The sequence below is a fragment of the Mycobacterium stomatepiae genome (genome assembly GCF_010731715.1).
GTDB lineage: Bacteria > Actinomycetota > Actinomycetes > Mycobacteriales > Mycobacteriaceae > Mycobacterium > Mycobacterium stomatepiae.
In genome coordinates, this window is sequence record NZ_AP022587.1 from 1,084,618 (window position 1) to 1,103,716 (window position 19,099).

Genomic DNA, 19,099 nt, shown 5'->3' on the forward strand with positions numbered 1-19,099 from the left:
CCGATTATGGGGGGCGTCGACCGCGTTGCGTCGCTACCTGGCCGCCACCGTGAGCTGCGGAGTGGTGATCTCCGCCTGCGCGATCGGCTCGGCAATCGTGCTGGCAAGCATCGTCGCGCGAATCATCACCGATCCCTCGGCCCGCGGTCTACGAAGCTGGCTGGGACCGCTATCAATCCTGTTGGCGCTGTGGACCGTTCGCACAGTTGCGCACTGGCTGCAGGCGCGGTTGGGCCAGCGGGGCGCCAACGCGGTGATCGCCGATCTCAACGGCCAGGTACTGGCGGCGGTGACCGCCCGGCAACCCAACGAGCTGGCCGCGCAGCGGGATGCCGCCGCGATGGTGGTGACTCGCGGTCTCGACGGCTTACGCCCCTATTTCACCGGCTATCTGCCCACCCTGCTGCTGGCCGCGATCCTCACTCCGGCGTCCGTGGCCGTGATCGCGCTCTATGACCTGAAATCGACGTTGATAGTCGTGATCACGCTGCCGCTGATCCCGATCTTCATGGTCCTGATCGGGCTCGCCACGGCCGAGCGGTCAGCGGCCGCGCTGGCGGCCATGACGACACTGCAAGGCCGGCTGCTGGACCTGATCGCCGGTATCCCGACGCTGCGGGCGCTGGGCCGCGCTTCGGGTCCCGAGCATCGGATCGCCGAACTTGCTGCCGCCCACCGCCGTTCGGCGATGGCGACGCTGCGCATCGCATTCCTGTCCGCGCTGGTGCTCGAACTGCTGGCCACCCTGGGCGTCGCGCTGATCGCGGTCGGTATCGGTCTGCGACTGGTGTTCGGTGAGATGAGCCTGGTTACCGGATTGACGGTGCTGCTGCTGGCACCCGACGTGTACTGGCCGCTGCGCCGCATCGGGGTGGAATTCCACGCGGCTCAAGACGGCCGAGCCGCGGCCGACGAGGCGTTCGCGCTCATCGGCGAGCCGACGACGGCGTCGGCGCGCGCCCGAACGGTGGACGCACGCGGTGCGGAACTCCGCCTGGAGACGCTCAGCGTGGCCGGGCGAGAAGGCAATTCGCCATGTGAGTTGACCGCGGTGATTCCGCCAGGCCGGGTGACGGTGCTGACCGGCCGCAACGGGGCCGGCAAGAGCACCACCTTGCAGGCGATCGCCGGGCTCGCCACGCCGTCATCGGGCCGGGTCCTCGTCGACGGGATCGACGTGACCGAACTGGAGCAGACCGCGTGGTGGCGACAACTGTCCTGGCTGCCGCAACGCCCGGTGCTCGTCCCCGGCACGGTCCGGGACAACCTGGCCTTGCTCGGCGAGTTGGACGACGCGGAACGTGCCTGCGCGGCAGCGGGATTCGATGCGGTGCTGGCCGAGCTGCCCGACGGGCCGGACACCGCGCTGGGGCGCGACGGCGCCGGGCTGTCACTGGGACAGCGACAGCGGCTCGGCCTGGCCCGAGCGTTCGGGTCGCCGGCCCCGGTGCTGCTGCTCGACGAACCCACCGCCCACCTGGACGCCGACACCGAACAGCGGGTGCTGCGGGCCATTACCGAGCGGGCACGCGCGGGGTCGACCGTCGTGGTCGTCGGGCATCGGGAGCAAGTCCTGGCAATCGCAGACCAGGTCGTCGGGGTGGTCTCGGAGGGCGAGGTGCGTTGTGCGCGCGTATGATCCGCTGCTGGCGGCGTCGAGCCTGTTGCGCCCCCGGCTACCGCGCGTCCTGGCAGCCATCGCGCTGGGAGTGCTGTCGCTCGGCAGCGCGCTGGCGCTGGCCGGGGTCTCGGCGTGGCTGATCACCCGGGCCTGGCAGATGCCGCCCATCCTCGACCTGTCCATCGCCGTCGTCGCGGTGCGCCTGTTCGCGATCGCGCGGGGCGTGCTGCACTACTGCGAGCGACTGGCCACACACAACACCGCGCTGCGCGCGGCCGGCGTTGCGCGAGCAGACATCTATCGCCGGCTGGCCGACGGGCCGGCCGCGGTGGCCGTCCGGTTGCACAGCGGTGAGCTGGTGGCGCGCGTCGGCGCGGGCGTCGACGAACTGGCAAACGTGCTGGTGCGCGCCCTGATCCCGATCAGCGTGGCGGCGGTGTTGGCGGTGGCGGCAACGGTCACGGTCGCGGTTATTTCGCCGGCGGCCGGCGCGGTGCTGGCGATCTGTCTGCTGATTACCGGCGTGGTGGCGCCGCTGCTGGCCGGCAGGGCCGCGGCCACTGCGGAAGAGCTTGCCCGCCAGCATCATTCCGAGCGGGACACGTTGGCGATGATCGCGCTCGAACACGCACCCGAGCTTCGGGTCGCGGGCGCCCTGCCCGGCATCATCGCCGAATCGCACCGCCGCCAGCTCCGTTGGAGCGATGCGCTGGATCGGGCCGTCAAACCTGCCGCGCTGGCCGAGGCCATGCCGACCGCCGCGATCGGGGCCAGTGTGCTCGGCGCGGTGGTGGCCGGTATCGGGATTGCGTCCGCGGTCGCCCCGACCACGCTGGCGGTCCTGATGTTGTTGCCGCTGTCCGCCTTCGAGGCGATGACTCCCCTGCCGGCGGCCGCGATCCAGTTGACGCGCTCGCGCATCGCCGCACGCCGCCTGCTCGATCTGGCTCCGGAGGCCCGCCCCGCCGAGTCCCGCATGTCGACACCACTGCCCAGCGGCACGGCCCGGCTATCGGCCGACGTGCGCTCCGGCCACACTCAGACGTTCTCACACCCGGTGACGGTCGACCTAGACCCGGGCGCACGGCTGGCCATCACCGGCGCCAGCGGTTCCGGCAAGACGACGCTGCTGATGACCCTAGCCGGACTGCTACCACCGTTGCGCGGCCACGTGACCTTGAACGGAACCGATCTGAGCCGGTTCGATGGGCATGAATTGCCGAGCGCTGTCAGCTTTTTCGCCGAAGACGCACACATCTTCGCCACCACGGTCCGAGACAATCTTCTGGTCGCCCGCGGCGACTGCGCAGACGACGAACTCGTCACGGCAATGGACGCGGTGGGTCTAGGTGAATGGCTCGCGAGCCTGCCCGAGGGCCTGTCGACGGTGCTGACCGGTGGCGCGCAGGCGATCTCGGCGGGTCAGCGCCGGCGGCTACTGCTGGCCCGGGCGATGCTTTCGCCGGCCCGCATCGTACTGCTCGACGAACCCACCGAGCACCTCGACGCGGTGGACGCCGAAGGGATTCTGACGGATCTGCTGACCCCGGCCTCCGGGCTGATCGGGGCCGAGCGGACCGTTGTGGTGGCCACGCACCACATGCCCGGCGCCGTTCGCTGCCCGGAACTGCACATAGGTTAGCCGCGCACTCAGAGGTGGCGTCGGCGTGGCATGAATTCCAGTGTCAGCAAAACGAATACCAGCGGCACCAGCTGTGTCAGCGAAATCAGCGCATAGCGCCGGGCGTCGAGCGCATGAAACTTGTGCACGTAGCGGTACAACGACTCGAGAGCGATCAACGGGTCGAGCAGATGGATCAACCGGTAGCACACCCGCTGCGGCCGGCCAGGATTCTTGTCGTCGAAGATCTCGGGAAACGCCGCGAATGAGAGCGAAACACGTTGCGCCCCAGCGGCTTTTCCGGCCTCGATCATGTCTACGCTGAGCCGTTCGTCGATTCCGTTGGGTGCACCGCGGCGACGCCACGGCACGTCGAGAGTGATGTCGCTGCCACCCCCGGCGGTCGCGTATCGATGAAAGCCCTGGACCCGGCCATCGGCGTCCCGCGCGATAATCAGGAGCACACCGGGGAATCGCCCCTCCAGTACTCCGTCGAGGTTCATGTAGAAGCCCCGATCGGTGTGCGCTCCGCTGGGCGATGCGCGCACCACATCCACCAGCTCAGCGACCACGCTCTCGTTGAGTTCTTGCTCCGCTACGATTTCCGTGGTGATGCCGGCGTTGTGGGTGCGGTGCACCGCCTGCCGCAAATTGCGAAACTTGCGGCCCACCATGTCGAAACCGGCGACGTCGACAACGACATCGCGGCCGATCGGCACGGCTCGCAGCGATTGCCTGATCACCGCTCGGTCGTTCCACAGCGCGAGCCGTCGCTCGCTGCACCCCACCACCGCGATGCGCCAGCCGTGTGCGTGACACATGGCGGCGAAATCAGCGACCAATTGCGGGAATTGGGCCTCATCGCCGATCGGATCCCCGCCGACGACGGCGAACCCCAGCCGCGTCCGATAGGCCAGCGCCGCGCCGCCCGCGGTGGTGAAGTGGTAGCTCTTACCCGTCTGCATCGCAAACGGCGCCAACGGGTCATCTGTGGTGGCGTCGATCAAAGCCCATGCTCGGAGCAGATTTTCGGGTTGCGGATGCGACGACGTCGGCCACATCAACACCAATCCCGATCCGGCAACCAGCACGTCGCCAAACAGGCTGAACCCCAGCACATGCGAACCCAGGCCCGCCAATACCAAGAGCAAGGCCAGCCCCGCGTGCAGGGTCGTCACGGGGCGGCCCAGGAAGATGCCGCGGGCAATGAACACCACCGCAGCCAGCACCGCCAAGGACCAGCCCAGCCGACCCGCGTAATGCCATTGGGGCGCAGAACGATGATGGGCGACAATCGCGACCAGCCAGCACCCGGCGCACAGCAGCGCGACGGCGCCAATGCAACGCGCCGCGAAAGAATCGACGTGCACCACCACGCGTTCACCCGCGCGCGGTTTGGGGAGGAGTTCCGTTGACGGGCTTTTCATGCTTCACCTCCCGATGGGCTGACGCTTGTCCCATCGAATACCCGGCTCATTCGAAGTTACGCTCCCGCGGCTCCGCAGAACCGACATCCGACCGATGGCCGGTAACTATTCGATAACCGTTACGGGCCCGAGGGCGGAAAGTATTTCAGCACGCCTTCTTGCACCACGGTCGCCACGATTTGGCCGGTGCCATCGAAGAAATGGCCGGTGCCCAGCCCGCGGGAATCCGCGGCCACCGGCGACGATGTCGAATACAACACCCAGTCGTTGAAGTCGACCTGCCGGTGAAACCACACCGAATGGTTGGCCGACGCGGCGAAAATGCGGTCGAAGCCCCACGACAAGCCGTGCCTGGTGATCACCGAATCCAACACCGTGGTGTCCGAGGAGTACACCATCGTCGCGGTGTGCAGCACCGGATCGTCCGGCACTTTGCCGAGCGCCTTGAGCCACACCCGATTGTGCGGCAGCCGCTCCCCCTTGTCTCGCATCACCCATGCCGGATCGTTGGTGTAGCGCCATTCGATCGGCTGCAGCGCGTTGACGAAGTGCGGGACGGTTTCCTCGTAGCCGCGCAACAGCTCGCGCAGCGGCGGCTGGGCGAGAGCCTCGCCCACCTGGGGCGGCTCGACGGCGTGCTCCAGGCCGCGGCCGCCGGACATGTAGGCGATCATCGCCGAGGACAACAGCGTGCCGTCCTGCACGGCGTCGACGCGCCGGTTGGCGAAGCGGCGCTCGTCGCGCAACCGGGACACGTGGAATTCGATGTCCTTGGTCGTGTCGCCGCCGTTGACGAAATGCACCGAAAGCGCGCTGGGCGGCAGATCGTCCCGAATCAGGCTGCGGCTGCTCGCGACGAAGGACTGCGCCATCAGCTGCCCGCCGAAGGTCCGCATCGGGTTCTTGCTGGGATGAGACCCGAGGAACCGGTCGTCGCCAACGCGATTGAGGTCCAGGACCGCCAGCAGTTCTTCAAAATCGGGCGAGAAGTCGGTGTTCGGCTCTCCGTCAGACTCCAAGCCGGCCGGCACGGGCTCTCCTTACGCGTTTAGAGGTCGTCCTCCCCGATCCGGTGGACGTGGATCAGGTTGGTTGACCCTACTGTGCCAGGCGGAGCGCCCGCGACGATCACCACCATGTCGCCCCGCTTGTATCGGCCCAGCTCCAGCAGCGATTTGTCGGCCTGCCGGATCATCTCGTCGGTGGAATCCATGATCGGGACAATGAATGTCTCGGTGCCCCACGTCAGGGCCAGCTGGCTGCGCACCTCGGGCCAGGCCGTGAAGGCGAGCAGCGGCAACGGGGTGTGCAGCCGTGCCAGTCGCTTCACGGTGTCGCCGGACTGCGTGAAGGCGACCAAGGCCTTGGCGTCGAGCCGCTCGCCGATGTCGCGGGCAGCGTAGGAGATCACTCCCCGCTTGGTGCGCGGCACGTGGGTCAGCGGCGGCGCGGCGGTGGAGTTGTCCTCGACCGCGGTCACGATGCGCGCCATGGTGCGCACCGCGGCCAACGGGTATTTCCCGACGGAGGTTTCCCCGGACAACATCACCGCGTCGGCACCGTCCAGCACGGCGTTGGCGACGTCGGAGGCCTCGGCGCGGGTCGGCCGCGAGCTTTCGATCATCGACTCGAGCATCTGCGTCGCGACGATCACGGGCTTGGCGTTCTCGCGGGCCATCTGAATGGCGCGCTTCTGCACCAGCGGAACCTCTTCCAGTGGCAGCTCGACGCCGAGGTCGCCGCGCGCCACCATGATGCCGTCGAAGGCCAGCACGATCGCTTCGAGATTGTCGACGGCTTCCGGCTTCTCCAGCTTGGCGATCACCGGGACCCGCCGGCCGATCCGGTCCATCACCTCGTGAACCAGTTCGACGTCCGATGGCGAGCGCACGAAGGACAGCGCGACCAGGTCGACGCCCAGGTCCAGCGCGAAGGTGAGATCGTCGATGTCCTTGTCCGACAAGGCCGGTGCGGACACGTTCATTCCGGGCAACGACATGCCCTTGTTGTTGCTGACCGGGCCGCCCTCGACCACGGTGCAGACGACGTCGTCGCCGTCGATGGCCTCGACGATCAGCCCGACCTTGCCGTCGTCGACCAGGACCCGGTCACCGGTCGTGGCGTCCTTGGACAACGTCTTGTAGGTGGTCGAAACCCGGTCGTGGGTTCCTTCGCAGTTTTCGACCGTGATCCGGATCGTTTCGCCCTCGGCCCAGTAGGTCGAGCCCGTGGCGAAACGCCCCAGTCTGATCTTGGGCCCTTGCAGGTCGGCGAGTATGCCGACGGCGCGCCCGGTGGCATCCGAGGCGGCACGTACCCGCTCGTATGCGGCCTTGTGGTCCGCGTAGTCGCCGTGGCTGAAGTTCATTCGGGCGACGTCCATTCCGGCCTCGACCAGCGCCAGCGTCAGCTCGTCCGTTTGGGTCGCCGGGCCGAGGGTGCAGACGATCTTCCCGCGTCTAGTCACGCCGAACAGCTTAGTCGTGCCGCCGGACCTGGGGGTGACTCCGTGGTGGACGCGCAGTGAGCCGTCGACAAATCACGACGATGGGCGGCCACGCGATTTCGTGGCCGACTATCCACCGAGCATTGTCGGCACCAGCGGAAACCCGGGCATATTGCGCAGCACCGTCCACACGATCGCCACAGCGGCGATCGTGATCACCGCCGGAATCGGCACCGGCCGGCGGCCCTGCCGCCACCGCACCAGCAGAAACACAGCCAAGGCCGGGAGACCGACCAGCAGGAAGATGTTGTCGTAGATGCTGGCCACCAGGTGCCCGTGCAGCAGGTCGTGTGTCATGCGGAGCCCGCCACAGAAGGGGCAATTCCAGCCGGTGAGCCATTTGAACGGACAGAGCGGGTAGGCCGAATTCGCATTGTGCGGGTCGACGGATCCGACGTAGCCGAGCGCTCCCGCCAGCAGCACGCCGGTGCCGGCGGCGATGTAGCGGCCGTGACGGTGATGCTGCTCTCCCGTACGGGAGGCCGGGTCAGGTTCCATCGCGCAGTGGGCGACCCTGCGGGTCGCTAACCTTGTCGGTCAGGATCAGCACGGCGTCGATGATGCTCCAGATCAAACCGATTCCGCAGGTGAGCAGTCCGACGAGCAGCTGGGCAACGCCGATTCCGATGTCACCGATGTAGAAGCGGCCGACGCCGCCGATGCCGACCAGGCTGAGAAGTTGCAAAAGCCCGGCGATGGTCTTCGACTTGTCCGAGTACGGCAGACCCGTCACCGGGTGACGGCCATAGGGTGCTGAGGGGTCGTAGCCGGGGGCGCCCGGGTACGGCTGATATTGCGGGTGCGGCGGTGGATATCCCGACGGCGGCGGTGGTGGTGCGCCTGGGTTTGAGGCATCGTTCCACGACGGTTCGGTCACCGTCTCAGCATGCCAGACGGACCGGGCGTACCCCAGTCTCAACGATCGTCAGCTAGCTGCCCGAAGACCGGGTGCGCCGCCGCAACGGCCAGCGTCGCCGAGTTTCCTTCTCGCCCCCGAGGCCGCGGTTTCGACTGCGGCCTCTTCCGTTTCGGGCTCCTCGGTTTCGGGCTCTTCGGCTGCTGCTTCTTCGATTTCGGATTCGTCGGCTACTGCCTCCGCCTCCGGCACCGCGGGCTCCTCAGCCTCCGGTGCGTCAGCCTCGGCTTCAGGCTCACCCTCATCGACCGCGGGCTCCCCGACTTCCGCTTCCTCAACCTCGGCTTCCGGCTCTGCGGCCGTCGCTTCAGGCTCCTCGGCTTCGGGTTTCTCGGCTTCGGGTTCCTCGGCCGCCGTGGCCTCAGGCTCAGCGGCCTCCTCAACGTTCGACGCTTCGACAGACTCCGCCGAACCCGCCGAGCCGGCGTCGTCGTCCGCACCGGCCGCGGTCGCGGCGGTCGCCGCCGAAGCCGCAGCGACACTGGCGAGTTCCTCGGTCGGCTCGACTTCGGGCTCGGATTCCGCGTCAGCCACGTCGCTCTTGCCGCGCAGACTCTCAGGATCCTCGCGGCCCTTCGGCGCCAGAACGATGTAGACGATCGCACCGATGAACACGAAAGTCGATGTGAACGAGTTGATCCGGATACCGGCGATGTGAGTGGCGGTGTCGTCGCGCATCAGCTCAACCCAGAAGCGCCCAACGCAGTAGAGCGCGACGTACGCCCCAAAGAGCCGCCCATGACCAATCGCGTATCTCCGATCGATGTAGATCAGGACCACGAAAACCAGGATGTTCCAGAGCAATTCGTAGAGAAACGTCGGTTGCACGACGACCGCGAGTTGCCCGGTCGACACACCGTCGAGCGAATGCGGGTCGATGTATCCCGAAGGATCACGCCGATAGAAGATTTCCAGGCCCCAGGGCAGCGTGGTCTCCCGGCCGTAGAGTTCCTGGTTGAAGTAGTTCCCGAGCCGACCGATGGCCTGCGCCAGGATGATTCCCGGCGCAACCGAATCAAGGAAGGCCGGCAACGGAATGCCGCGCCGGCGGCAACCGATCCACGCTCCGAGCACACCGAGAGCCACGGCGCCCCAGATTCCCAGCCCGCCGTCCCAGATTCGGAACGCCGCGCCGAACCCGGCACCGCCAGGGCCCCAATACGTCCGCCAATCAGTGGCCAGGTGATAGAGCCTGCCGCCGATCAAACCGAACGGCACCACCCACAGCGCGATGTCGTAAATCACCCCGCGCTGCCCGCCGCGAGCCGCCCAGCGCCGATCGCCGATCATCAGCGCGACCACGATGCCGGTGATGATGAATAGCGCGTACGCGCGAATCGGCAACGGCCCGAGATGCCAGACACCTTGCGGTGGGCTGGGGAAATACGTGGGCAACATCGTCATGATGTCGAGACTCGCACACCTTCGGCCAATTCCTGGGTCAAGGCACGCAAGCTCGGCAGGCCGTCGGCGAGTGCCGAAACCAGGGCCGAACCGACAATCACGCCGTCGGCGTAGCCGCCGATCTGCGCGGCCTGCTCGCGCGATCGCACACCGAGGCCAACGCCGACCGGGATATCGGACACCGCTTTGACCCTGCTGACCAATTCGGGGGCGGCGTTCGACACCGCGTCGCGCGCCCCAGTGACGCCCATCGTCGAGGCCGCGTAGACGAACCCGCGCGACGCCTCGATCGTGGTCACCAGACGCTGCGGCGTCGACGAGGGCGCCACCAGAAAGATGCGATCCAGCCGATGCGCGTCGGAGGCGGCCATCCACTCATCGGCTTCCTCCGGGATCAGGTCCGGGGTGATCAGCCCGTGTCCGCCCGCCGCTGCCAGGTCACGCGCAAACGCGTCAACCCCGTAGCGCAGCACCGGATTCCAATACGTCATGACCACCGCACGACCACCGGCCAGGCTGATCGCTTCGACGGCGGCCAACGTGTCACGGACGCGCACGCCCCCGCGCAACGCGGCCTCGGTGGCCCTGGCGATCGTCGGGCCGTCCATGCCGGGATCGGAATACGGCACCCCGACTTCGATGAGGTCACAACCCGATTCGACCAGAGCGGTCATCGCGTCCAGCGAAGTTTGCACGTCGGGATAACCCGTGGGCAGATAGCCGATCAGCGCGGTACGGTTTTCGGCCCGGCACGCGTCGAAAAGCGGCGCCAGCCCGCTGGCGTGGCTCTGCTCCACCGTCATTGCTTGTCCTGGGGGTCCATCAGGCCGAACCATTTCGCGGCCGTCTCGACGTCCTTGTCACCGCGGCCCGACAGGTTCACCACAATGACTGCGCCGCTGCCCAATTCGTTGCCCAACTTCAGCGCACCGGCGACGGCGTGCGCGGATTCGATGGCGGGGATGATGCCTTCGGTGCGGCACAGCAGACGAAACGCATCCATCGCCTCGGCGTCGGTGATCGGCCGGTATTCGGCGCGCCCGGTTTCGCGCAGCCACGCGTGCTCGGGGCCCACTCCGGGGTAATCCAAACCCGCTGAGATCGAATGAGATTCGATCGTCTGACCGTCCTCGTCCTGCAGCAGATAGGAGAACGAACCCTGAAAAGCCCCGGGCGAACCGCCGGTGAATGTCGCCGCATGCCTGCCGGTCTCGACGCCGTCACCCGCCGCCTCGTAGCCCACCAACCGCACGCCGGGGTCGTCGATGAACGCGTGGAAGATTCCGATGGCGTTGGAGCCGCCGCCGATGCACGCCGTCACCGCGTCGGGCAGCCGGCCCGCCTGCGTCTGGATCTGCGCGCGGGCCTCCAGCCCGATGACGCGCTGGAAATCGCGGACCATCGTCGGGAAGGGGTGCGGTCCCGCCGCGGTGCCGAAGCAGTAATACGTGTTGTCGGCGTTGGTGACCCAATCGCGGAACGCCTCGTTGATGGCGTCCTTCAACGTTTGCGAACCCGTGTCGACCGAGACGACCTCGGCGCCCAACAGCCGCATCCGTGCCACATTGAGCGCCTGGCGCGCCGTGTCGACCGCGCCCATGTAGATCAAGCAATCCAGGCCGAGCAACGCGCAGGCAGTGGCCGTGGCCACGCCGTGCTGGCCGGCGCCGGTCTCGGCGATCACCCGGGTCTTACCCATCCTGTTGGCCAGCAACGCCTGACCCAGCACGTTGTTGATCTTGTGAGAACCGGTGTGGTTCAGGTCTTCTCGCTTGAGGAAGAGGCGTGCCGAGCCGGCGTGTTCGCTTAGCCGAGTGGCCTCATACAGCGGCGACGGCCGGCCCGCGTAGTTGGCCTGTAAATCGTCCAGCAGATCCAGGAACTCGGGATTGACGCGTTCCTTTTCGTAGGCGGCAGTGACTTCTTCGATCACCGCCATCAACGCTTCGGCGACGTAGCGCCCGCCGTACACACCGAAATGCCCACGCGAGTCGGGGTCATGTCGGGTGGGTTCGGATATGGCCGCACTCGAAAGTGGCAAGGCGGGGCGTGTTAAATCCACCATCACCATTGCTCAACGCGGGGATGGTTCATCAGGTTCAACTAGCGAGCCGGTTTCGGACACGACGGATGAGTGCCCGCGGTCACCAGATCTGCGACTGCGGCACGTGGGTCGCCACTTTTGACCAGGCCCTCACCGACGAGGACGGCGTCCGCGCCGGCACCGGCATAGGCCAGCAGGTCCGCGGTCCCCCGCACCCCGGACTCGGCGATCCTGATCACGTTACTGGGCAGTCCCGGCGCGATCCGCGAAAAGCTATCCCGGTCCACATTCAGCGTCTTCAGATCGCGGGCATTGACCCCGATCACGTTCGCCCCGGCCTTCAACGCCCGGTCGGCCTCTTCTTCGGTGTGGACCTCGACGAGCGCTGTCATACCGAGTGATTCGGTGCGGTCGAGCATCGCCGCCAGCGCCGACTGCTCCAAAGCGGCCACGATCAGCAACAACATGTCGGCGCCGTGCGCACGCGCCTCGTGAATCTGATAGGGCTGCACCACAAAGTCTTTGCGCAAGACCGGAATCGACACGGCGGCCCGAACTGCATCCAGGTCGTCGAGGGAGCCTTGAAAACGCCGCTCCTCGGTCAAGACGCTGATGATCCGGGCACCGCCGTCTTCGTAAGCCTGAGCCAATTTGGCCGGATCGCTAATGGGCGCCAACGAACCCGCCGACGGACTGGCACGTTTGACCTCCGCGATGACGCCGATCCCGGGCTCGCGCAGGGCAGCCATCACGTCGAGCGGAGGCGGGGCCGCCGCGGCGGCCGCTTTGATCTCGGGAAGCGAGATACGGGCTTCGCGCGCGGCAACATCGGCCCGGACCCCCTCGAGGATGGAGTCAAGGACTGTCGCCGGACTCATACCTGTCGTTTCCCTTCCCACATGCCACTCACGGTCACCTAACCGGTTTCGAGCCGATTTCGACGACGTCAATGAAGGGTAGCGACCGTCGGCTCGCGACCCGTCACCGACCCTCGGTGTCAGACTCGCGGGGCCGATCGGTCGGGTCGTGCCCCTCATCGAGTGCGTCCCAGATCATCCGCTCCGACATCTCTGGGGCCCCCGGCTCCTCCAGCATCGCCCCATCGGCGGTTTCGCGCCGCGCAATTGAGCGGCGGGTCGCCGGTGCGGCGTATTTTTTTGCCCCGGCGCGTGCCGACATCGCGGACCGCATCAACAGGACGGCGGCGATCAACGTGCACACCGCGGCGGCCACCGCGAACCCCGCGCCGGCGCAGCGCCGCTCGCTGCCGACCAGCGTCACCAGCGAAATATGGGCAAGCTCGGTTCCCCGCACCGCCACGTCAGGCAACACCCACAGGCTGACACCCAGATAGCCGATCGCCAGGCTGATCAGGGCCATCAGTCCTGCCAGCACCCGCAGCGCCCAGCCGCGCACCGCGAGCGCCGCGACGGCCGTGGCCAGCATCAGCAGCGCCAACGGCAGCAAGACCGTCGACCAGGACGCGCCGGCCAGGATCACTTCCTTGGGCGGTCCCAGCCCGTCGAACGACCGGATGACGACCCACGGCAGCCGCGAGGCCGTCCACAGCAGGCCCGCGGCGATGACCAGCAGCAGCTGGGCGATGCCGATCGTCAGCCGGGCTCGCCGGTCCGGCCGGGCATCAGCCATTGCGGGGTGCGTCCGGGGCGCTGAGCGTCTCGGCGGCGGCGATGGCGTTCAACACCGCGCGCGCCTTGTTGCTCGCCTCGGTGTACTCGTAAGGCCCGTTGGAGTCGGCGACCACCCCCCCGCCCGCCTGGACGTATGCGGTGCCGTTGCGCATCAGCGCGGTGCGGATGGCGATCGCGAAGTCGGCGTTGCCGGCGAAATCGAGGTATCCGAGCACCCCGCCGTAGACGCCCCGGCGCGTCTTCTCCACCTCTTCGATCAGCTCCATGGCCCGCACCTTGGGCGCTCCCGACAGCGTGCCGGCCGGGAAACACGCCGTGACCGCGTCCAGCGCGGTGCGGCCCTCGCCGAGCAGGCCGGTCACCGTGGAGACCAGGTGCATCACGTGGCTGTAGCGCTCGATGTGGCTGTAGTCCTCGACGCGCACCGTGCCGGGCATGCAGACCCGGCCGAGGTCGTTGCGGCCGAGGTCGACCAGCATCAGGTGCTCGGCGCGTTCCTTGTCGTCGGACAGCAGCTCCTTTTCTAGCAGCTGATCTTCTTCCTCGTTCTGTCCCCGCCACCGGGTGCCGGCGATCGGATGCGTGGTGGCGCGGCCGTCAACCACGGTGACGAGTGCCTCCGGGCTGGAACCGACGATCGAAAAGTCCGTCACACCAGCACTATTCGGCACATGCAGCAGGTACATATACGGGCTCGGGTTGGTCACCCGCAGGATTCGATAGACCTCGAGCGGGTCGACATCGGTGTCCATTTCGAAGCGTTGGGAGGGCACCACCTGGAAGGCTTCGCCGGCCGCGATCTGCTCGACGAGATAGTCGACGATCTTCCCGTATTCCCCGACCGTGCGTTGCGCCCGATATTCGGGCTGGGGCTTGCTGAAGGTGGCCACCGTCGACGGCAGCGGCTGCCCGAGCGCCTCGGTCATTACGTCCAGGCGCGCGACCGCGTCGTCATAGGCCTCGTCGACCCGTTCGTCGGTGCCGTTCCAGTTCACGGCATTGGCGACCAGGGTGATGGTGCCCTCGTGGTGGTCGACCGCCGCCACATCGGTGGCCAGCAGCATCAGCATGTCCGGCAGCCCAAGGTCGTCGACGGCCATTTCCGGTAGGCGCTCCAGGCGTCGCACCATGTCGTAGGCGAAGAATCCCACCAGACCGCCCGACAGCGGCGGCAGGCCCGGCACCGCGGCGGTGGCCAGCAGTTCGAGGGTGGCCTGCAGCGCCTCGAGCGGGTCGCCGCCGGTGGGCGCATCCTGCGGAACCGCACCCAGCCACACCGCTTCGCCGTCGCGCACGGTCAACGCCGAGGGCGCCCCCGCCCCGATGAACGACCATCGCGACCACGACCGGCCGTTCTCGGCGGACTCCAGCAGGAAAGTGCCGGGGCGATTGGCGGCCAGCTTGCGGTAGGCGGACAGCGGCGTCTCGCTGTCGGCCAAGACCTTCCGGGTCACCGGAACAAAGCGGTGCCCGGCCGCGAGCAGGCGAAATTCCTCCCGTGAGGTGGTGTCGGCGAGGTGGGGATGCACCAAACCATCCTCGCAGATCCGTTTGCCCGGATCGGCGTAGCCTGACGCCCATGAAAACTGGTAACACAGTGGCCGACTTCGAACTTCCCGATCAGACCGGAATGCCACGCAAGCTCAGCGCCCTGCTCGCCGACGGCCCCGTGGTGCTGTTCTTCTACCCCGCGGCCATGACTCCTGGGTGCACCAAGGAAGCCTGCCATTTCCGGGACCTGGCGGCCGAGTTCGCGGCGGTCGGCGCGAGTCGCGTCGGCATCAGTACCGATGCCGTGCAAAAGCAGGCGAAGTTCGCCGACAAGGAAAGCTTCGACTACCCACTGCTGTCGGACAGCGACGGCACGGTCGCCACGCAGTTCGGCGTCAAGCGTGGTCTGCTAGGCAAGCTGATGCCGGTCAAGCGCACGACGTTCGTGATCGACACCGATCGCAGGGTGCTCAACGTGATCGCCAGCGAGTTCAGCATGGACGCCCACGCCGACCAGGCGCTGCAGACGTTGCGGGCCCGTTCGACGGCTTAACTCCTCGACAGTTGCGCGAGATCTACTGCAGGATAGGTGGATTTGTGACCAAGGTGCTCGCCGAACGGTAGATGGCAGTTGCGGAGCATGCAACATGCGCCAACGCCAAGGCCTGTGTCACGCAACATATTTAGCGCTACGGGATGATCGCCAAGAACAAGAACGCGGCCAACAGCACCAGGTGCACCTCGCCCTGTAGCCGAGTGGCCCGGCCCGGGACCACGGTCAGCACGCTGATCACCACGGTCAGCGCGAAGAGCGCCAACTGAGTGGGGCCCAGGCCGAGGATCAGCGGCCCCTTCAGCCAGATCGACGCCAGCGCGATGCCGGGAATGGTGAGCCCGATGCTGGCCATCGCCGAGCCGTAGGCGAGGTTGAGGCTGGTCTGAATGCGGCCCTGCCGCGCCGCTCGCCCGGCCGCCAGCGTCTCCGGCAGCAGCACCAGCAACGCGATCACGACGCCGACGAAGGAGTGCGGGAAGCCCGCCGCCGACACCAGTTTCTCGACGGCCGGCGATTCTTGTTCGGCCAGGCCTACCACCGCGAGCAGCGCCACCAGCAGCAGCCCCAGGCTGCGCAGCGCTGCGGCGTTGTCCGGCGGCTCGGCGTGGCTTTCCTCGTCGAAGATGCTCTGCTGACCCTTCTGCGAGATCGGCAGGAAGAAGTCGCGGTGCCGCACCGTCTGAGTGAAGACGAACAGCAGGTAGAGCAGCAACGAGGCGACGGCAGCGAATGCCAGCTGACCGGGCGAGAATTCCTGGCCCGCGCGGGTGGTGGTGAAGGTAGGCAGCGCCAGGCTCAGCGTCGCCAGTGTGGTGAGCGTGGCCAGCGCCGCACCGCTGCCGTGCGGGTTGAACAACGTCACGCCGTAGCGACGCGAACCCAGCAGCAGCGACAACCCGGCGATGCCGTTCGTGGTGATCATCAGGGCCGCGAACGCGGTGTCTCTAGCCAGCGTCGCCGCGTCGTTGCCGCCCGAGGCCATCAGTTCGATGATCAGGGCCAGCTCGATCACCGTCACCGCGGTGGCGAGCACCAGCGACCCGAACGGCTCGCCGACCCGGTGCGCGACGACCTCGGCGTGGTGCACCGCGGCCAACACGGCACCGATCAGCAGGATCGCCTCGATCGCCGAGAGTATCGGACCGGGGTGCCCGCCTCCCCAGGTCGATGCGAGCGTGACGAGGGCGGTCAGCGGCACCAGGACGTTCCAGGAGATCCGTTCGCGCATCGTCGCCCATTCTCACCGAAATCGTCGGCCCGTGCCGAGTCGCGATTAGCCGGCCGCGGCAATCACCTCCTCAGTAGCATGCTCACATGCGGCAAAGCGATGGGTTGCCCGAAGGCGCGGTGTTCGCTGGATACACGATCGTTCGGCGGCTGGGGGCCGGGGGGATGGGCGAGGTATATCTCGCACAGCACCCGCGGCTGCCCCGCCGTGACGCGCTGAAGATCCTGCCCGGCGAGCTCACGGACAACCTCGAATTTCGCGAGCGGTTCCACCGGGAAGCCGACCACGCCGCAAGCCTGTACAACGAACACATCGTCGGCATCCACGACCGCGGCGAATACGAAGGGCAACTGTGGATTTCGATGGATTACGTCGAAGGCACCGACGCCGCACAGCTGCTGCGCCAGTACCCGTCGGGAATGCCGAAGGCCGATGTCGTCGAGATCATCACGGCGGTGGCCGACGCGCTCGATTACGCACATTCACGTGGCCTGCTGCACCGCGACGTCAAGCCCGCCAACATCCTGCTCACCGACGCGACGCCGCGCCGGCGGATCCTGCTGGCCGATTTCGGCATTGCCCGTGAGCTGGGTGAAATCAGCGGCCTGACAGCGACAAACATGATGATGGGAACCACCGCTTATTGCGCACCCGAGCAGTTGCAGGGTTTGGACCTCGACGGGCGGGCCGACCAATACGCGCTGGGATGCACCGCGTTCAACCTCTTGACCGGGTCCGCCCCCTTTCACGGTACGAATCCGGCGGTGGTCATCACACAGCATTTGTCCGCGCCGCCACCGCCGGTCAGTGAGCGCCGGCCCGAGTTGGCCGACCTCGACGGCGCGCTCGATAAGGCGCTTGCGAAGGATCCGGCCGACCGCTATGCGACGTGCGCGGATTTCGCGGCCGCGCTGGGCGCGCAGCTCAGCACCTCGGCGGCGGCCGAGGCGGTGGCTCCGACCCAAGCCGCCGCAATGGCGACGGATGTGGTCGCCGCGCCGCAAATCACCTCGGGCGCAACGCCGCCCGTGCGCAGTAACCGGCGCACGGCGCTCGCGGTCTCGGCGATCGTCGGCGTCGCGCTGATCGGGCTTGCGGTACTCGTCAGCGTCCGCCTGCTGGGCGACTCCCCCGGCAACGGCGGAGCCACCTCGCAACCGATGGCACCGCCAACTAGCCAACCTTCGGCCAAGCCGGCGTTCAAGCTGTCCGGCCAAATCACCGACAACGCGAATGCGCTCGGTCCCCTCGAGTACGACGCGGTGAACCGAGCGCTTCGCAAGCTCTACGACACGCACGGCACCCGGCTGTGGGTGGTGTACGTCAAGAACTTCGACGGCCTCAAGCCGCTGCGCTGGGCCGAGGACACCATGCGCGCCAACAACTTCACCGATAAGGACGCCATCCTGGCCGTGGCCACCGACGAGCCGGCCTACTCGTTCCGGGTGCCGAACGCGGTGATCGACGGGAGGGCGATCGATCTCGAAGTCATTCGCCGCGAACGCATCTCACCGGCGGTGTTCCGGCACGAGTGGCCCCGTGCGGCGATCGCAGCGGCCAATAGTTTGGACGCGGGTCGGGCTTGATTCTCGGGCGCCAATAGCCACCTCGCCGCCTTGCCTGCGGACTGATCGCATATCCCGAGTATGATCATATATTGTTATCGGTGTCGCCGTTCGTGCCCGGCTAGGAGATGCGCGTGGATCGTCTCGGTTTCCCAATGAAGGCCGCAGCAGCAGTCTCGACCATCCTGTCGCTACCGGGTGGTAGGCAGATGCCCGGCGACACGTGCATGCCTACAGTTGAGGTCACCCCGCAGCGAGTAATCCACACCACGCCAGGCCTGCGGCCTTACCGTCCCGGGGGGTTCGTCGTACGCGCCGAATCCGTTGGCGCTCAGCGATTAGTGCATAACTACAGCCACGGCGGCGCTGGGATCACGCTGTCCTGGGGTACCTCCAAACTCGCCGTCGATCTCGGCCTGCCTGGCCATCGCGGGCCCGTCGCGGTGATCGGGGCCGGGGTCATGGGACTAAGCACCGCCCGCCTCGTGCAGGAAGCCGGCTTTGACGTGACGGTCTACACCAAGACACTGCCACCGAACACCACCTCCGATATCGCTGGCGGAAAGTGGGAACCGGTGAACCACTTCGACGAAAAGATGGTCACCGCGGAATGGCGCCAGCGATTCCTCACCGCCGCCGCCTACAGCTGGCGCCGATTCCAGACCCTGGTAGGTGACGACTACTGCGTTCGCTGGCTCGCCAGCTACGAAGACAGCAATGCTGTATCGGAACTTCTTCCCACATTTCCACCCACCGCCGCGTGTTGTCACGCGATGAACATCCATTCCCCATCGACGAAGTCACATATTTCGAGACCCTGTATGTCGAAACTGGCCGCTACTTGCGTCAGATGCTCCGCGATCTGCAAATCGCGGGCGGGGCAATCCAAATCCGTGAGTTCGCGTCTATCGGGGATATCACAGGGCTACCAGAGCAGCTCGTCTTCAACTGCACCGGATTTGGCGCAGCCGCGCTGATCGCCGACAGCGAATTGATTCCAGTACGTGGGCAACTAGCAATCCTATTGCCACAGCCCGAAATCCGTTACTCCTACCACTTCCAGGACAT

Annotated in this window: 17 protein-coding genes; 5 read left to right on the forward strand and 12 right to left on the reverse strand. The window is 66.9% G+C overall.

Translation table 11 applies throughout. The features are described 5' to 3' along the window. The first annotated feature begins 25 nt into the window (after nucleotides 1-25). A complete protein-coding gene (gene cydD / locus G6N54_RS05195; RefSeq protein ID WP_163794526.1) occupies nucleotides 26-1,639 on the forward strand; it encodes a thiol reductant ABC exporter subunit CydD in 1,614 nt (537 codons plus the stop codon). Beyond that, nucleotides 1,626-3,263 (forward strand): thiol reductant ABC exporter subunit CydC, encoded by a 1,638-nt coding sequence (gene cydC / locus G6N54_RS05200; RefSeq protein ID WP_163788849.1) that lies wholly within the window; start codon nucleotides 1,626-1,628, stop codon nucleotides 3,261-3,263. The genes cydD and cydC overlap by 14 nt, the downstream gene beginning before the upstream one ends. 8 nt (nucleotides 3,264-3,271) lie before the next feature. On the opposite strand, the gene G6N54_RS05205 is transcribed toward cydC, so the two are convergent. The 11 genes from G6N54_RS05205 to G6N54_RS05255 all read right to left on the reverse strand — a co-directional run bounded on the left by G6N54_RS05205 (nucleotide 3,272) and on the right by G6N54_RS05255 (nucleotide 14,720). Continuing rightward, nucleotides 3,272-4,669: a bifunctional lysylphosphatidylglycerol flippase/synthetase MprF gene (locus G6N54_RS05205; protein ID WP_163788850.1), complete on the reverse strand. Its 1,398-nt coding sequence runs from the start codon at nucleotides 4,667-4,669 to the stop codon at nucleotides 3,272-3,274. A gap of 119 nt (nucleotides 4,670-4,788) precedes the next feature. Further along, nucleotides 4,789-5,700: an acyl-CoA thioesterase II gene (locus G6N54_RS05210; RefSeq protein ID WP_163788851.1), complete on the reverse strand. Its 912-nt coding sequence runs from the start codon at nucleotides 5,698-5,700 to the stop codon at nucleotides 4,789-4,791. A gap of 17 nt (nucleotides 5,701-5,717) precedes the next feature. Beyond that, a complete protein-coding gene (pyk, locus tag G6N54_RS05215; protein ID WP_163788852.1) occupies nucleotides 5,718-7,136 on the reverse strand; it encodes a pyruvate kinase in 1,419 nt (472 codons plus the stop codon). 108 nt (nucleotides 7,137-7,244) lie between these two features. Beyond that, nucleotides 7,245-7,673, reverse strand: coding sequence for a DUF2752 domain-containing protein (locus G6N54_RS05220; RefSeq protein WP_163788853.1), 429 nt, complete (start codon nucleotides 7,671-7,673; stop codon nucleotides 7,245-7,247). After that, nucleotides 7,663-8,052 (reverse strand): TM2 domain-containing protein, encoded by a 390-nt coding sequence (locus G6N54_RS05225; protein WP_163788854.1) that lies wholly within the window; start codon nucleotides 8,050-8,052, stop codon nucleotides 7,663-7,665. The genes G6N54_RS05220 and G6N54_RS05225 overlap by 11 nt, the downstream gene beginning before the upstream one ends. Nucleotides 8,053-8,100: 48 nt before the next feature. Beyond that, nucleotides 8,101-9,495, reverse strand: coding sequence for a prolipoprotein diacylglyceryl transferase (locus tag G6N54_RS05230; protein WP_163788855.1), 1,395 nt, complete (start codon nucleotides 9,493-9,495; stop codon nucleotides 8,101-8,103). Then, entirely contained in the window at nucleotides 9,492-10,298 is an 807-nt protein-coding gene (gene trpA / locus G6N54_RS05235; RefSeq protein ID WP_163788856.1) for a tryptophan synthase subunit alpha, read from the reverse strand. Before trpA ends, G6N54_RS05230 begins: the two co-directional genes overlap by 4 nt. After that, nucleotides 10,295-11,560, reverse strand: coding sequence for a tryptophan synthase subunit beta (trpB, locus tag G6N54_RS05240; RefSeq protein ID WP_163788857.1), 1,266 nt, complete (start codon nucleotides 11,558-11,560; stop codon nucleotides 10,295-10,297). The genes trpA and trpB overlap by 4 nt, the downstream gene beginning before the upstream one ends. A 38-nt stretch (nucleotides 11,561-11,598) precedes the next feature. Further along, entirely contained in the window at nucleotides 11,599-12,417 is an 819-nt protein-coding gene (gene trpC, locus G6N54_RS05245) for an indole-3-glycerol phosphate synthase TrpC (RefSeq protein ID WP_163788858.1), read from the reverse strand. Between the two features lie 103 nt (nucleotides 12,418-12,520). Beyond that, nucleotides 12,521-13,189: a TIGR02234 family membrane protein gene (locus G6N54_RS05250; protein WP_163788859.1), complete on the reverse strand. Its 669-nt coding sequence runs from the start codon at nucleotides 13,187-13,189 to the stop codon at nucleotides 12,521-12,523. Then, nucleotides 13,182-14,720, reverse strand: a complete 1,539-nt coding sequence (locus G6N54_RS05255; RefSeq protein ID WP_163788860.1) for an anthranilate synthase component I — start codon at nucleotides 14,718-14,720, stop codon at nucleotides 13,182-13,184. The genes G6N54_RS05250 and G6N54_RS05255 overlap by 8 nt, the downstream gene beginning before the upstream one ends. Before the next feature lie 50 nt (nucleotides 14,721-14,770). Between G6N54_RS05255 and G6N54_RS05260 the strand changes: the two genes are divergently transcribed. Then, a complete protein-coding gene (locus G6N54_RS05260; protein ID WP_163788861.1) occupies nucleotides 14,771-15,235 on the forward strand; it encodes a peroxiredoxin in 465 nt (154 codons plus the stop codon). 136 nt (nucleotides 15,236-15,371) lie between these two features. Here the strand turns inward: G6N54_RS05260 and G6N54_RS05265 are convergent, their stop codons facing one another. Beyond that, nucleotides 15,372-16,466, reverse strand: a complete 1,095-nt coding sequence (locus G6N54_RS05265) for a calcium:proton antiporter (protein ID WP_163788862.1) — start codon at nucleotides 16,464-16,466, stop codon at nucleotides 15,372-15,374. An 86-nt stretch (nucleotides 16,467-16,552) separates the two neighbouring features. Between G6N54_RS05265 and G6N54_RS05270 the strand changes: the two genes are divergently transcribed. Next, the gene (locus G6N54_RS05270) at nucleotides 16,553-18,052 is read left to right on the forward strand and encodes a serine/threonine-protein kinase (protein ID WP_163788863.1); all 1,500 of its coding nucleotides are present in this window, start codon (nucleotides 16,553-16,555) and stop codon (nucleotides 18,050-18,052) included. A gap of 206 nt (nucleotides 18,053-18,258) precedes the next feature. Next, nucleotides 18,259-19,008 (forward strand): FAD-dependent oxidoreductase, encoded by a 750-nt coding sequence (locus G6N54_RS05275; protein WP_163788864.1) that lies wholly within the window; start codon nucleotides 18,259-18,261, stop codon nucleotides 19,006-19,008. The last annotated feature ends 91 nt before the right edge of the window (nucleotides 19,009-19,099 follow it).

What these genes read in the sequence shown, in the direction of transcription:
- G6N54_RS05260 (WP_163788861.1), top strand. Translation starts at nt 14,771, where the DNA reads ATGAAAACTGGTAACACAGTGGCCGACTTCGAACTTCCCGATCAGACC.
- trpC (WP_163788858.1), bottom strand. Translation starts at nt 12,417, where the DNA reads ATGAGTCCGGCGACAGTCCTTGACTCCATCCTCGAGGGGGTCCGGGCC.
- G6N54_RS05275 (WP_163788864.1), top strand. Translation starts at nt 18,259, where the DNA reads ATGCCTACAGTTGAGGTCACCCCGCAGCGAGTAATCCACACCACGCCA.
- G6N54_RS05265 (WP_163788862.1), bottom strand. Translation starts at nt 16,466, where the DNA reads ATGCGCGAACGGATCTCCTGGAACGTCCTGGTGCCGCTGACCGCCCTC.
- G6N54_RS05250 (WP_163788859.1), bottom strand. Translation starts at nt 13,189, where the DNA reads ATGGCTGATGCCCGGCCGGACCGGCGAGCCCGGCTGACGATCGGCATC.
- G6N54_RS05270 (WP_163788863.1), top strand. Translation starts at nt 16,553, where the DNA reads ATGCGGCAAAGCGATGGGTTGCCCGAAGGCGCGGTGTTCGCTGGATAC.
- G6N54_RS05220 (WP_163788853.1), bottom strand. Translation starts at nt 7,673, where the DNA reads ATGGAACCTGACCCGGCCTCCCGTACGGGAGAGCAGCATCACCGTCAC.
- trpB (WP_163788857.1), bottom strand. Translation starts at nt 11,560, where the DNA reads ATGGTGGATTTAACACGCCCCGCCTTGCCACTTTCGAGTGCGGCCATA.
- G6N54_RS05205 (WP_163788850.1), bottom strand. Translation starts at nt 4,669, where the DNA reads ATGAAAAGCCCGTCAACGGAACTCCTCCCCAAACCGCGCGCGGGTGAA.
- G6N54_RS05230 (WP_163788855.1), bottom strand. Translation starts at nt 9,495, where the DNA reads ATGACGATGTTGCCCACGTATTTCCCCAGCCCACCGCAAGGTGTCTGG.
- trpA (WP_163788856.1), bottom strand. Translation starts at nt 10,298, where the DNA reads ATGACGGTGGAGCAGAGCCACGCCAGCGGGCTGGCGCCGCTTTTCGAC.